The 14,485-nt window shown below is 44.8% G+C and carries 12 protein-coding genes; 8 read left to right on the top strand and 4 right to left on the bottom strand.

What is annotated here, in order from left to right; translation table 11 throughout:
* Positions 1–119 precede the first annotated feature (119 nt).
* The 6 genes from B2P60_RS11820 to mmsB all read left to right on the top strand — a co-directional run bounded on the left by B2P60_RS11820 (position 120) and on the right by mmsB (position 8,627).
* Positions 120–2,141, top strand: coding sequence for a propionate--CoA ligase (locus B2P60_RS11820; RefSeq protein ID WP_286741539.1), 2,022 nt, complete (start codon positions 120–122; stop codon positions 2,139–2,141).
* A gap of 318 nt (positions 2,142–2,459) precedes the next feature.
* Complete coding sequence (locus B2P60_RS11815; RefSeq protein WP_286741537.1) at positions 2,460–3,944, top strand: CoA-acylating methylmalonate-semialdehyde dehydrogenase; 1,485 nt, start codon at positions 2,460–2,462, stop codon at positions 3,942–3,944.
* A 152-nt stretch (positions 3,945–4,096) separates the two neighbouring features.
* Entirely contained in the window at positions 4,097–5,257 is a 1,161-nt protein-coding gene (locus B2P60_RS11810; protein WP_193006953.1) for an acyl-CoA dehydrogenase family protein, read from the top strand.
* A 56-nt stretch (positions 5,258–5,313) separates the two neighbouring features.
* A complete protein-coding gene (locus B2P60_RS11805; RefSeq protein ID WP_286741535.1) occupies positions 5,314–6,096 on the top strand; it encodes an enoyl-CoA hydratase in 783 nt (260 codons plus the stop codon).
* 229 nt (positions 6,097–6,325) lie between these two features.
* Positions 6,326–7,579, top strand: coding sequence for an enoyl-CoA hydratase/isomerase family protein (locus tag B2P60_RS11800; RefSeq protein WP_286741533.1), 1,254 nt, complete (start codon positions 6,326–6,328; stop codon positions 7,577–7,579).
* Between the two features lie 112 nt (positions 7,580–7,691).
* Complete coding sequence (gene mmsB / locus B2P60_RS11795; protein ID WP_286741532.1) at positions 7,692–8,627, top strand: 3-hydroxyisobutyrate dehydrogenase; 936 nt, start codon at positions 7,692–7,694, stop codon at positions 8,625–8,627.
* A 144-nt stretch (positions 8,628–8,771) separates the two neighbouring features.
* Here mmsB and B2P60_RS11790 read toward each other — a convergent pair whose 3' ends face one another.
* Positions 8,772–9,530, bottom strand: coding sequence for an IclR family transcriptional regulator (locus tag B2P60_RS11790; RefSeq protein ID WP_193006949.1), 759 nt, complete (start codon positions 9,528–9,530; stop codon positions 8,772–8,774).
* Positions 9,531–10,121: 591 nt separating this feature from the next.
* Here B2P60_RS11790 and B2P60_RS11785 point away from each other — a divergent pair.
* Positions 10,122–10,958, top strand: a complete 837-nt coding sequence (locus B2P60_RS11785; RefSeq protein WP_286741531.1) for a hypothetical protein — start codon at positions 10,122–10,124, stop codon at positions 10,956–10,958.
* A 127-nt stretch (positions 10,959–11,085) separates the two neighbouring features.
* Here B2P60_RS11785 and B2P60_RS11780 read toward each other — a convergent pair whose 3' ends face one another.
* The 3 genes from B2P60_RS11780 to B2P60_RS11770 form a co-directional block, all read right to left on the bottom strand.
* Positions 11,086–11,883, bottom strand: a complete 798-nt coding sequence (locus B2P60_RS11780) for a 4'-phosphopantetheinyl transferase family protein (protein ID WP_286741530.1) — start codon at positions 11,881–11,883, stop codon at positions 11,086–11,088.
* Between the two features lie 122 nt (positions 11,884–12,005).
* Positions 12,006–12,524 carry a peptidoglycan-associated lipoprotein Pal gene (gene pal / locus B2P60_RS11775; RefSeq protein WP_286741529.1) on the bottom strand — a complete coding sequence of 173 codons (519 nt, stop codon included), beginning with the start codon at positions 12,522–12,524 and terminating at the stop codon, positions 12,006–12,008.
* Between the two features lie 165 nt (positions 12,525–12,689).
* The gene (locus B2P60_RS11770) at positions 12,690–13,325 is read right to left on the bottom strand and encodes a DUF6231 family protein (protein ID WP_286741528.1); all 636 of its coding nucleotides are present in this window, start codon (positions 13,323–13,325) and stop codon (positions 12,690–12,692) included.
* Positions 13,326–13,621: 296 nt separating this feature from the next.
* Between B2P60_RS11770 and B2P60_RS11765 the strand changes: the two genes are divergently transcribed.
* Positions 13,622–14,485, top strand: an 864-nt coding sequence (locus B2P60_RS11765) for an RNA-guided endonuclease InsQ/TnpB family protein (RefSeq protein WP_286741527.1), incomplete at its 3' end; no start/stop codon positions are given.

Raw genomic sequence — 14,485 nt, 5'->3', positions numbered from 1 at the left:
TATGTATCGGTTTTTTAATTCTGGCAAGGATGACCAGTACCTCATTAAACATTATCTACTAAAATAACACTGCTTCAATAACATTGCCTCACACCTCGTTTACGCTAAGGACAGCTACTATGAGTGACCCAACCAAAAATCCAGTCTCTTCTCAAGCAACAGACACGCCGAAATTCGCTGATATTTATCATAACTCAATTACGGATCGAGAGCAGTTTTGGGCCGAGCAAGCCAAGCGCATCTATTGGCACAAAGAGCCTGAGCAGATCCTTGATGATAGCAATTTGCCTTTCGCGCAGTGGTTTGTCGGTGGCGAGACCAACCTTTGCTATAACTGTGTGGATCGGCATCTAGAAGAGCGCGCAGAGCAAGACGCCTTTATCTGGCTATCGTCAGAGATCAATCAAGAGTTAACAGAAACCTTCCCAGGCGTTGTTGATGCGTTTAAAGATTTGGGCAATAGCGTGGAGTTTTATACGGACTATGCAAAGCGTCGTCTGACTTATAATGATTTGTACAAAGAAGTGAATTATTTTGCCGATGTACTACAGCGTCACGGCATTGAGAAAGGTGATCGCGTCGTTATCTACATGCCGATGATTCTAGAAGCGGCTTACGCCATGCTAGCTTGTGCTCGTATTGGGGCGGTGCATTCGGTAGTGTTTGGCGGCTTTGCGGCACACAATTTGGCAATTCGCATGGATGATGCCGAAGCAAAAATGGTCATCACAGTGGATGCAGGCCTGCGCGGTGGTAAAGTCATCAATTATAAAAACTTGGTCAACCAAGGGGTTGAGCAGGCAAACGTAAAACCTGAGCATGTCCTCGTTGTGAATCGCGGCGTACTCCCATTTAAACCCCAAGACATTGATGTGGACTATGCCACTGAACGCCGCCATAGCTGTGAGGCCAATGCAGTGGTAGAACCAGTCTGGCTTGAATCAAATACGCCATCGTATTTGCTCTACACCTCTGGTACGACGGGTACGCCAAAAGGGGTACAGCGTGATACAGGCGGGCATGCCGTCGCACTCACCACCTCAATGGACTATATCTACGATGGCAAGGCTGGCGAGACTTTTTGGGCGATATCAGATATCGGCTGGGCGGTCGGGCACTCTTATACGATCTATGCCCCATTGCTTGCGGGCATGACCAGCGTTATGTATGAAGGTTTGCCGCATCGTCCAAACCCAGGTATTTGGTGGCGGATTGTCGAGGCCAATAAAGTTAACATTTTGTTCACCGCACCCACAGGCGTGCGTATGCTCAAAAAACAAGATGAGACGTGGATGACCCGCTATGACGTATCAAGCGTCAAATCATTCTTTTTGGCAGGTGAGCCGCTTGATGAGTCAACGGCCAATTGGCTCACCCAGCATTTAGGCGTGCCTATTTTAGATCATTACTGGCAAACAGAGTCCGGTTGGCCAATCTTAAGTAATACGCCAAAATTTGACCACAAACCGCACAAACAAGGATCGCCAGGTTATCCGATGTATGGTTATGATGCACAGGTGATAAATGAAGAAACGGGCAAGGTTTGCGCGGCTGGTGAAAAAGGCCTACTAGCGATTAAAGCCCCACTACCACCAGGTTGCCTCACGACAGTGTGGCGTAATGATGAGCGTTTTATCAGTAGTTATTTTGGCCTGTTTGATGGTCAGCAGTATTCTACTTCAGATTATGCGGTGACTGATGAAGATGGCTACTTTTATATTTTGGGACGTACCGATGACGTGATTAACGTCGCTGGTCATCGAATCGGCACGCAAGAGATTGAAGAGGCCATCAGCAGTCATCCCGAGATGGCAGAATGCGCCGTTGTGGGCATTCAAGATGAGCTAAAAGGTGAGTTGCCCATCGCTTTTTGTGTGTTAAAGGATCATGAACAAGTAGCGACAACCGAAAATCGCTTCCGCATTGAGCAACAAGTGGTTGGTGCGGTGGTTAAATCTCTGGGTGGTATTGCTCGGCCCGCGGCCATTTACTTCCCGCAAGCGCTACCAAAGACCCGCTCTGGTAAAATTCTACGCCGAGCTATTCGTGCTTTGGCAGAAGATAAAGACACCGGCGATATGTCTACGCTTGATAATCCAGCAGCGATTGATGCCATCAAGCAGTCTATGAAAGACTACTAATTTCACGTCTCTTTTAGAACGAATTTTGATGGTGCAACGCCCATGCGAAACGAAAGCTCATGAAGACTCATGGGCTTTTTTATTTGTTAACGTCTTAGAGAAAATTTGTTTGATTGATCACCACATTGATCGCAACTTAAATAAAAGTTCGATAAAGCGCTTGACCCTAAAAATGATTTATTGTTATAGTCAATAACGATACAAATTAAATCATTTTAAAATTAAGTTTTATCGAGAAAAATTTATAGTTATTCGTCCCCTTTATGAATATAAAGACACCGTTAAACGGTAGTCTCGCAAACAAGATAAGGATATCTTATGCACCACGTCCAGCAGCTTATTAACGGCCAGTTTACTCAATCGAATACCGATGAATGGATTGATATCACCGATCCAGCCACGCAGGAAGTCATCGCTAAAGTCCCACAAACGACGGACGATGAAATTAACCAAGCGGTTGCTGCCGCCCAAACAGCCTTTCAGACATGGCGCAAGACCCCTATTACCACGCGTGCTCGTATTTTTTTAAAGTATCAGACACTCATTCGTGAGCACATGGATGAGTTGGCAGAAATCTTGACCGCAGAGCAAGGTAAAACCATCGCTGATGCTCGCGGTGATGTGTTTCGTGGTTTAGAAGTCGTTGAACATGCAGCAGGTATTGCCAATTTGCAGATTGGTGATTTTGTAGAAAACGTCGCATCTGGTGTAGATACTTATAGTATCTGGCAACCACTGGGCGTTTGTGCTGGTATCACACCCTTTAACTTTCCAGCGATGATTCCACTATGGATGTTCCCCATGGCGATCGCCACCGGTAACACCTTTATCCTTAAGCCTTCTGAGCAAGACCCGATGGTTACCATGCGTTTGGTTGAATTAGCAATTGAAGCTGGCGTACCTGAAGGGGTATTAAACGTGGTGCATGGTGGCAAAGCAACCGTCGATGCTATCTGTGATCATCCTGATATTAAAGCGGTATCATTTGTCGGCTCTACTGCCGTGGGTAAGCATGTTTATGAGCGCGCTAGTCAATCAGGCAAACGGGCTCAGTGTATGATGGGTGCCAAAAACCATGGCGTTATCTTGCCAGATGCCAACAAAGAGCAGACGCTCAACCAACTAGCCGGTGCCGCATTTGGTGCTGCCGGTCAACGCTGCATGGCACTGTCCGTTGTGGTGCTAGTAGGGGCCGCTGGTGACTGGATCGATGATATTAAGGCAAAAGCAAAAGGCTTGGTGGTATCAGCGGGTAAGAACGATAAAGATTTGGGTCCACTAATTTCTCCTGCAGCCAAAGCTCGCGTCGAGCACCTGATTGGGACGGGGGTAGAAGAAGGGGCGAGCCTGCTACTGGATGGTCGCGGTATCACGGTCGAAGGGTTTGAAAAAGGCAACTTTGTTGGACCTACTATTTTTGATAATGTCACAAGCGACATGCAAATTTATAAAGAAGAAATCTTTGGGCCAGTATTGTGTATCATGCGTGCAGCCGACCTTGATGAAGCGATTGAGCTGCTTAATGCCAACCCACATGGCAATGGTACGGCGATTTTTACGCAGTCGGGGGCGGCCGCGCACAAATTCCAACAAGACGTTCAGGTAGGTCAAATCGGTATCAACTTACCAATTCCTGTGCCATTACCGATGTTCTCGTTCTCAGGCTCACGTGCCAGTAAACTTGGTGATCTCGGCCCTTATGGCAAGCAAGCCGTGCAGTTTTATACCCAAACAAAGACAGTTACTGCGCGCTGGTTTGATGATGAGGCGAGCCGCGGCGTCAATACCACTATTTCAATTTAGTCGTTGATCCACTATATTTGCGGTACAGCGAGAATTTTTCTGACGGTAACTTTGCAGTTTGATGCTGTTATCGTCAAACCGCACTTATATTGACATAATAGTTCGTCAACTCTAATTCACCACATTTGTTACGCACGCACAAGGATGACCCTATGGATTTCTCATTAACCGAAGATCAGATTGCTTTTCGCCAAACGGCCAGACAGTTTGCCCAAAAAGAGCTTAAGCCAAATGCGGCGGAATGGGATCGTACCTCGCACTTCCCAGTTGATGTGATCAAAAAATCTGGTGAGCTTGGATTTTTAGGGCTTTATACCAACCCAGAGTACGATGGCTTAGGGCTACCACGCTTGGACTCTGCCATGGTTTTTGAAGAGTTGGCATGGGGTGATACGGCCGTTGCGGCTTACATGAGCATTCATAATATGGCCGGCTGGATGATCGGTGAGTTCGGTAGTGATGCCTTATGCAAAAAGTATCTGCCAAATATGGTCAGCGGTAAATGGCTGGGTAGCTACTGTTTAACGGAACCAAATGCCGGTTCTGATGCCGCTTCTCTTCGTACCAAAGCAGTGAAGCAAGGCGATGACTATGTGCTCAATGGAGAAAAAGCCTTTATATCAGGCGCAGGCTCGACCGATGTGCTAGTGGTTATGGCACGTACGGGCGGTGCAGGGCCGAAAGGGGTGTCAGCATTCGTCGTTGACGCTGATAGTGCTGGGATAGAATACGGTAAAAATGAGCATAAGATGGGCTGGAAAGCACAGCCAACGCGGACGATTAGCTTTAAGGACGTAAAAGTCCCTGCAGAAAACCTAATCGGCGAAGAGGGTCAGGGCTTTCGTATTGCTATGAAAGGCTTGGACGGTGGGCGGATTAATATTGGAATTTGTGCGATTGGTACGGCCCAGTCAGCACTAGAGACGGCGACCAATTATGTCCAAGAGCGCAGTCAGTTTGGCAGCCCGATTGCAAGTTTACAATCAGTACAGTTTAAGCTTGCAGATATGCTTACTCAAACGATTGCGGCGCGGCAAATGCTCTATCTTGCCGCTAATAAAGTCGATACTAATGACGCGCAAGCCACGGCCTACTGCGCGATGGCAAAACGCTTATCAACCGACCTTTGTTTTGAGGTTGCAAATGAAGCCTTACAGCTGCATGGCGGCTATGGTTATCTAAACGAGTATCCACTTGAGCGCCACGTACGAGATCTGCGTGTCCATCAGATTTTAGAAGGCACGAATGAAATCATGCGAGTGATTGTCTCACGGCAACTGTTACAAGACGATGCGTTGGGTCAATTGCGCTAGTACAGCTATATATTCAGTTATTTGCCAATAAAGCCATGCTAAAACAAGGATGTTTTATGACAGACTATACCAATCTTAAACTATCGATCAGCGGTCACACCGCTACCGTCACACTGAACAACCCGCCTGCCCATACGTGGACGATGGACAGTCTGCAAGCGTTTAAACAGTTAATCACTGACCTAAATGCCAAGGACGATATCTATGCCTTAATCGTTCATGGTGATGGCGAGAAGTTTTTTTCAGCAGGTGCGGATCTTAATAACTTCTCAGACGGGGATAAAGGTCATGCAATCAGCATGGCCATTGCTTTTGGCGAAGCGTTTGAAGCGTTGTCTGCTTACCGCGGTGTCAGTATCGCGGTTATCAATGGCTATGCGATGGGTGGCGGACTTGAATGTGCGCTCGCCTGTGATATTCGTATCGCCGAGGCGCATGCACAGATGGCGCTACCAGAGACAGGGGTGGGTTTATTGCCATGTGCAGGCGGCACGCAAAATCTACCTTGGCTCGTTGGCGAAGGCTGGGCAAAGCGTATGATCTTATGCGGTGAGCGCGTTGATGCCGATACCGCATTGCGTATTGGATTGGTTGAAGAAGTTACTGCTAAAGGTGAGGGTCTTGCAGCAGCACAAACATTAGCCCAAAACGTCGCTAAGCAGTCACCTGTGGCCGTCAGCTATTCTAAAGAGCTTATCCAAGCGGCAAGAGACACGCCACCTGCGCAAAACCTTATCCATGAGCGTGAGGCCTTTGTTAAGTTGTTCGATACAAAAGATCAGTGCGAAGGCGTTCAAGCATTTTTAGAGAAGCGTAAACCCAACTGGCAAAATAAATAAACGACATAAACTTAGGGCGTGTCCTCATTTTAAAAATGGTGATAAAAATGAGATAAATTGCCGTCAAACAAGAAAAATAGTGCAGATAATATCGAGATATTAACCAACTATTTGCCGCTGTTTGGCAAAATTTAGCCATTTTTAGTCCATTTAGATGACTATCGATTGAATTGAGGACACGCCCTAGCCTTAATGGTAACTTTACTTTCAATTTTTGTAGGTGATCTTGATGACAGCAACGGATGATAGTAGTAATCAAAAAATTGTAGAGCAGGAAGCATCGGTGTTATTTGATACTGAGCCGACAGATTGCGGCCATCTGATCGGCATCATGACGTTGAACATGCCTAAGTCTTTAAATGCCTTGAGTGTTGATATGTGCCAGTTACTATCCACACAGTTAGAGCAGTGGCAGAGTGATGATCAAATAGTTGCCTTGGTATTAAAAGGGGCAGGCGATAAAGCGTTTTGTGCTGGCGGTGATATCCGTAAGCTGTATGACAGTATGTCTACCAGTGCGCCACTGCCAAACCCGTATGCGACAGAGTTTTTTAGTCATGAATATCGTCTCTATCGGCAGATGCATTTTTATGCCAAGCCATTAATACTTTGGGGTGATGGCATCATCATGGGTGGCGGTATGGGACTGATGGCGGCGTGTAGTCACCGTTTGGTCACTGAGCGCACGCGTTTTGCCATGCCTGAGGTGACTATTGGCCTGTTTCCTGATGCCTCGGGCAGTTGGTTTTTACAGCGCATGCCAGCCAAAACCGGTTTGTTTTTAGGGCTGACGGGCGCGATGTGTAATGGTAATGATGCTCTATTGGCCAATCTGGCAGAGTATGCCGTCGCCAGTAGTGACTATGATGCTGTTATTCAACGCTTAAGACAGAGTAATTGGCAAGCGGCAACGGATTCTAGTCACACAGATACCAGTCATGATCATAGCGCTCATCGCATCGTTAGCCGTGCACTAGCCGCGCACTCAGTGGCTGATTTACCTCCTAGCAAGTTGGCTACCTATTGGCATCCTATACAGCAATTGATGAACAGCGGCGGCTTAGGGGATATTGATGCTGTACTCCAAAGTGATGAAGCGCTGGCACAGTTAGATGCAGCCTTTGCTGAGGATAGCTGGACACAGCGTGCTGTCGCAACCTATCGTCACGGTTGCCCCACGACTGCGGCTTTGACCTATGCGCTTTATCATAAAGTCACTGATTTATCGATAGAGCAAGTTTTGTATTTAGAGACCAATGTGGCCGTACATTGTGCCGCCAATCCGGACTTCAAAGAAGGGGTGCGGGCGCTACTAATTGATAAAGATCGCAATCCGCAGTGGTCACGCTCATTGGCCGATTGTCTGAGTGCAGAAGGGCACGCATACATTCAACAGCATTTTGTAAACCCTTATCACAAAGGTGAGCATCCTTTGGGCGATTGGTTGAGTGATAACGCGTTAGGCAATGAGCTTGTGCGCTAAAGATTTGGCTTACCAAAGCAGCGTAAGTATGAGATATAAATTAGCCTCAAAAAAATAATGACAGACTATCTGTAGTAATGTCCTACATAAGCAATCATCAAGGAGTGATGAGATGGGTACACAAAATACAAGTACGACTGATAAAAATGGTGCTAAGCCAAACATAGCCTTTATCGGGCTTGGTAATATGGGAGCCCCGATGGCGGAGAACCTGTTAAAAGCAGGGTATTCGCTATCTGTATATGATTTGTCTGAATCAGCGACACAGCATCTACAGCAAGCAGGAGCAAGCGTTGCTGATAGCCCTAAAGACGCAGCAAGTAACGCTCAAGTTGTTATCAGTATGTTGCCAGCGGGCAAGCATGTTCATTCTGTTTATTTAGGTGAAAATGGCTTACTTGCAGAGTTGCCCAAAGGCACACTGGTCATTGACAGCAGCACGATAGCAGCGGCTGACGCGACGGTAGTAGCGGAGGCAGCAAGTAACCTTGGTATAGATTTCTTGGATGCACCAGTCTCTGGTGGTACAGGCGGTGCAGTCGCTGGTAGCTTAACCTTCATTGTGGGTGGTAGCGTTCATGCCTTTGCCAAAGCTGAACCAATACTAGCTGTGATGGGAAAAAATATTTTTCATGCCGGCGACCATGGGGCAGGACAAGTTGCAAAAATCTGTAATAACATGCTACTGGGTATTCTCATGGCAGGAACGGCCGAAGCCATTAACTTAGGGGTTAAAAATGGCTTAGACCCCAAAGTATTATCAGACATTATGCTACAAAGCTCAGGTCGCAACTGGACATTAGAAGTCTATAATCCTTATCCCCAAGTCATGGAAAATGTGCCTTCTAGCAATGGCTATCAGGGCGGCTTTATGAGTAAGCTGATGCAAAAAGACCTCAATCTGGCCATGCAAACGGCTCAGGATACCAATGTCGAAACGCCAATGGGGGCCAAGGCGACAGAGCTTTATGAGGCTCATACTGTAGAGAATGGTGATAAGGACTTCTCAAGTATTATGGGGCGTCACGATAGCTCAGTGCTGTCCTAGCGTGGCCACTATATCTCTCAGTGACACATTTTTAATTTGATTTGGTGATGTAAGTTGTAGCTAAGATAATATGCGTAGCAGTAAAATAAAAAAGTCTGCCCTGTTCAATAGGGCAGACTTTTTTATTTTTACTGTTAGGTGCTTTTAGCTTTGTAGATCGTACACAAGAGCCTGAACATCCTGTGCTGCTTTTTGTAGACGTGGTACATGCGTCAATAGCTCATCTAAAGATACTCGTATGGTTGGTGCATGCATGTATAGTGAGGCTAGATAGCGTGACTTCTTATCCAATATAGGTACTGCCACTGCCACCATTTCAGAGATAAACTCTTCATTGTCTATACCGATACCCGTTTCAGCAATACGGTCAAGCTCGTCATTTAAGGCGTCAATATCGGTAATGGTGTTTTTAGTAAATTTATCTAGCGGTAAACCTTGTAGTATTTTGTGGCGACTGGTAGCAGATAACTGGCTTAGGTATAGCTTGCCCGTGGCGGTGCACCACATGGGAGATTTTGCGCCCACGGGCAGATAAATCTGTAGCGGTAAGGTCGTTTGTGCTCGGTTGGTATAGATCATATCCATATGATAGGGCACACCAATACCGCAGGTTTCTTTAATTTCGTCAACCAGCTTTTGCAAGATCATTTGCCGCTCATTAAAAAATAACCGCTGCTGCCAAAGCTCAACACTGAGGTTACGTACCCGCTTACCAGGAATAATACCGCCACCTATATCGACGGTCAAAAACCCTTCATCGACCAAATTCTGAATCAATCTGTGAATGGTCGGCTTAGGTATATCTAGCTCTTGTGACAGCTCAAGGGGCGATAGAGGCAGAGACGCATAAGATACCGCCTCTATGATTTCTAGCACACGGGTGATCGACGATACTTTAGGCATATAAATGGCTCAATAGTAATAATAAAGAATACAGCGGCAAACATTGCAACATATTTATAAATAGGACAAACGGGACAATTCAAAGGCGTGCGCCACACTCATCACTCACTCTAATTTAGCATAATATCAAGCGCAGACAAGCGTTAGTCACACTATATAGCAATATTTACATGACTGCTTATATGTCTGAAATTTAGCTTTAAAGTAAGAATAGCTACGTTAGCTCACAAAACACAACAAACTGTAGTAATAAGCTATATAACTACCCTTGAGTTGAATAAGCAGGTAAGTCATTATAATGACATATTTTGTAATACCTTTACATGAACATTAAGCCACTTAATATTCATGTCGAGGCTGTTTGGTTACTTTAGGAGCATTGTGTAACTAAAAGACGAAGTTTTGCAGGTTGGTAGGGTAATTATTACAATACCTATGCAATCTTTACATAATAGCAAATAAAAAGCGCGCCTTCAGGGGTGACTTTTTGAGGCAAAATTGTTTTAATCTGCTCAACAAAATGATTGATTCACAAAAGCGAGATAATCATTTTTTTATGGGCGACTTATTCCACACTTTAGGAGAGTATTTATGAAACTTATTAAATTAACAGCAATTTCTGCTGCCGTTTTAGCATCAAGTGCTGCACTAGCTGCTGAGCCAGTGATCGTTGTTGATGACAATGATGCCGTTGTTTATGAAGCTGAACCGGTAGCGGTTGCATATGAAGCAGAGCCTACTTCTTACGCATACAATGCTGATGCTGGTGTGGTACGTAACACCACAGGTGCTATTTTTGGTGGCACAAAAACGCTTTTCCAAACTGCTATCAACCCAGCCTCTGTTAGTGCTGAAGTTGGTACACTAGGTTATGGTGCTAACATTGGTTGGTCACTAAACGAGAAAACTGAACTACAAGCTGGTTGGGCTGGTGGCGATGTCGCTGATCTTTTTGGCGGTGACGTTGATGTAGATGACGTCAACTATGATGTTGATGCAGATTTTAGCAACCCATACCTAGGCGTGCAGTTACGTCCTGCTGGTAACTGGTTCACAATGGGCGCTGGTATCATCGTACCTGATAACGATATCGATGTGCGTGCAAGTGCTGAAGATGGTGTTTTCACGATTGATGATGAAGATTATCTTGTAGGTAACGGTGAAACTTTAGAAGGTTCACTAGAGCATCGTAATAAGTTAGCACCTTATGCTACTATTGGCTTCCGTCCTAACATCACTAATAACTTCGGTCTATTTGGTGAGCTAGGTGCAGCTTATATGGGTAAAACTGACGCTACAGTGCGTGCTACGAACCCTTTGAATGCTGTGGCTGTTGACGCTGCTGCTGCTGCTGAAACAGAGTTAGAAGATAAAGACTATCTTGAGTGGATGCCAATTGTCAAACTTGGTGCTACTTACCGCTTCTAAGCCAAGCCCAGTTTAAATACTGTCGTTAGAAGAAAAGTAAGAAAAAAAACGATCCTAAAAAGGATCGTTTTTTTTGTTTAAAGTAAAGAAAAAGCAATGTCTTAAAAGTCGTACAGTGATCACTTCTCTAAAAAATAACCACAGTTTGCTGAATGGGTAGGATAGCAACATGGTATTGCGAGCGATAGTCAGCCGTGACCCACAAAAGTGACGGGTCTCTAATAGCGTTAAGTAAATCAGCAATGAGGTATGAATAATCTACTCCTAAACCTTGTGCCAGTTTGTATTGATGAATTTTTATAAAGCTTTCTTTTATTTGCCAGAGTAGTTTAGTGATAATGTCACGTTGGCTGGTTGGCAGTGACTGTATGACCCTAAGCTCATTGTCTGAGTAAAAACGCTGCGCCACATGCCATGCAACGTCGTTAGTCTCTATATCAATGCCTATAGGTCGATGACGGCTAATAGTGACAGCGACTTTACTATTTGAACGCGTATTCAACGACTGATTCAGGTTTGGATTAATCGCTTTTTTTGGGGTAGCACCTGTGTGACTAAAGCACACATAGTGTTTACTGTCGATAAGCTGATAGGGGAAGTCTGATTCATCCAGTGTATCGCGAAGCTCTAGATAATTTAAGAGCTGCTGTAGCAATAATCGCACCCCTTTACGCTGTAGTTGGCGTTGTTGATGGGCCATCTCACGAGCCGATAAAATAACGCGTGGACTACAGTACTGCCAGTTAAGACCAACCATTTTATTAAAGTGTATAGTCGACGTATTAAAAACCAATAACCATGACGATTTTTCCCATAAGGTACCAAAACTTAGACACAGGGGTTCACTTACTTGCGCAGTAGCGCACCATGTCGTCGGGTTGAGCTGAGTGTATTGAAGATGGGTTAATTTTACCGTTGGCATCATTGATCGTGTCGAGTAGGGTGAGTTATCTTAGTTTAATAAACCGTAAAAAGCCCAGCATTCAATATTACTGGGCTTTTATCAATTAAACGACGCTTTATTAATTATGGTTGGTTACGTCAGTCTTAGTAAGACAACTCAGCACGGCGGTTTTGTGCATAAGCTTCTTCAGTGTTACCAGTAACTGCAGGGCGTTCTTCACCATAGCTGATGACACGGATATTGTTTACTGCAACACCTTGAGCAGCAAGATAGTCACGGGCGGCTTGGGCACGGCGCTCACCTAATGCCATGTTATATTCACGGCTACCGCGCTCATCGGTGTGACCTGCGATAACAACGCCAGCTGCTGGATTTGAGCTTAGCAGCGCTGCGTGTTGGTCCAAGATACTGGCTGCTTGTGCGGTAATTTCACTACTATCGAAAGCAAAATAGACAACCGCTTGCAAGTTCTCAGCGGTAGTGATAACAGCATTTGGGTTATCTACGATGACAGCGCCAGTGTAGTCAGCTTGGCCACTTGGAATACCGAGCGGGGCCACGACTACTTCAGAAGTAGCACGTTTGGTAGCACAGCCTGTGGTTAGGGCAACTGCGCTTGATAGTACGGCAAGTACCGCGATCTTAGAGAAACTGGTTGACATGATGAGCTCCTAAAATTTTAATTAAATTTGTTTTTTTAAACTGCTTACGATAAAACTTAGACAATTACTATCTATCATATACTAAGTGTTACTTTATGTAAGTAGTATTACTGTAAATAATTCTAGAATTTACAAACAGATATACCAAGCTCTGATCGCTGTTCACTACCAACGGTGCTTGCCCCAATTCTCAGGATTGGCCCAATAATCTGCATTGAGCCAATTGGGTAATTGTTTATAATCATATAGGTTAAATTGCCAAAGGGTGGCGGACACTAGGGCCGGCATGTCTGATGAAGGTGACTGATTTTGGTTCACACGATCAACGTCGAAAGACTGCTCGCTTAAGATATCAAATGGAGTAAATCCATAGGCCTTTAAGTCTATGGTGTTATCAAGTGCGATTAGCAGATGGGCGGCATAAAGATCGCGATAGCGCATAAATAGGGGGATGTATTGCTGTAGCAGCTCTGACGATAATGTAGGTAGCCAAAAGCAAGCAAGCTCATAACGATCCGGTGTTGGTTGCTGTATCAGCTCTGATAAAGTTAATGGCTGTAATGTCCCAGCGTCTGCTATCGTATCATCATCTTTACTCATGACATGGTCTTTGAGTTGTGATTTTAAGGCTAAGCGGGCATTATTGTCTTGCACCGCCCAAAGTAACTCAGTGCTTTCATCCGTCTGTTCAGTGGTAGTTGGCGCTGTTACCTGTGTGACTAGCGATGGTAGCAGAGCATCAACGTAATCTATGAGTAGGGGGAGCGTAATGTCTGAGCGACTGGCGGTGTGCTTTGTCATATAATAGGCCGTTTATCGAGTGTTGGTCATCGGTAAACCTATTAAATCATTTTCGTGATCATTATCCAATGGATGATTTACGCCAATTTTTTGGTTGATACCTTTTGTCAATTGTCTATGACTGTGGCCGTGACCACCGTATCCCTATCAAAAAAGCGAAAGAGGACTCCACCCGACATTAGGGTGGCGCTGAATTTCGCTTAGTGTTTATTATATAGTCATAAAAACTATATACTGAAATAAGCTATAATAAATTTTAGAAATCACATTAAAATAATTAAAATGAATGGGCATTTATGAAAATCAACAAAGCGTATAAATTTAGGCTTGAGCCTAATGCAGAGCAGGAGATTATTCTGAATAATCTTGTCGGCTCTGCGCGCTTTGTTTGGAATCACATGCTGGCAATCTCATTTGAGATGTTGGCTAAAAATGAGTTTATCAATGCCACCAACCTCGTTAATAAAATTGTTGGCTTAAAGAACAATCCTGATTTTGCCTTTTTAAAAACCAGCTCAAATGCTGTCTCTTTACAACAAAAGATTCGTGATCTTGCATCAGCTTGGTCACGATTCTTTGACCCCAAAGTACACGCCAGACTCAAAGAAAATAAAAACAAACCTTATAAACCCAAGTTCTTTAAACTGGCTGATGGCACAGAGATTCAACTTCGTCCACTCATGCCACAATTTAAGCGCAAATCCGATGGGCATGACTCCATTCGCTTGGTTCAGTTTGATAAATACTGCCGTATTGAGGGTAATCGCGTCAAACTACCTAATGGCGTGGGCTTGGTGAAATTTAGAAAATCGCAAGACATCATCGGCACCATCAAGAATGTCACCATCAGCAAAAAATCAGGCCACTGGTACGTGTCGTTTGGGTGTGAGCGCGAACTGGCACAGACCCCTCGTCACCCCTCTAAAAGCGCCATTGGCTTGGACATGGGTATCACAAAACTACTCACCACCTCAAACGGTGAAACCATTAAACCCAAGAACAGCTTTAAAGCCAATCAGATCAAACTTGCCAAATTGCAAAGAGGACTAGCAAAGAAAAAACTGTTTAGTGAAAACTGGAAAAAGCACAACCGTAAGATTCAAAAGCTCCACAGCCACATTGCCAATATCAGACAGGACTACTTGCATAAAATCACCACC

The sequence above is a fragment of the Psychrobacter sp. UBA3068 genome, from assembly GCF_002366815.1.
Classification (GTDB): Bacteria; Pseudomonadota; Gammaproteobacteria; order Pseudomonadales; family Moraxellaceae; genus Psychrobacter; species Psychrobacter namhaensis.
This window is presented reverse-complemented; position numbering and strand designations above follow the sequence as displayed.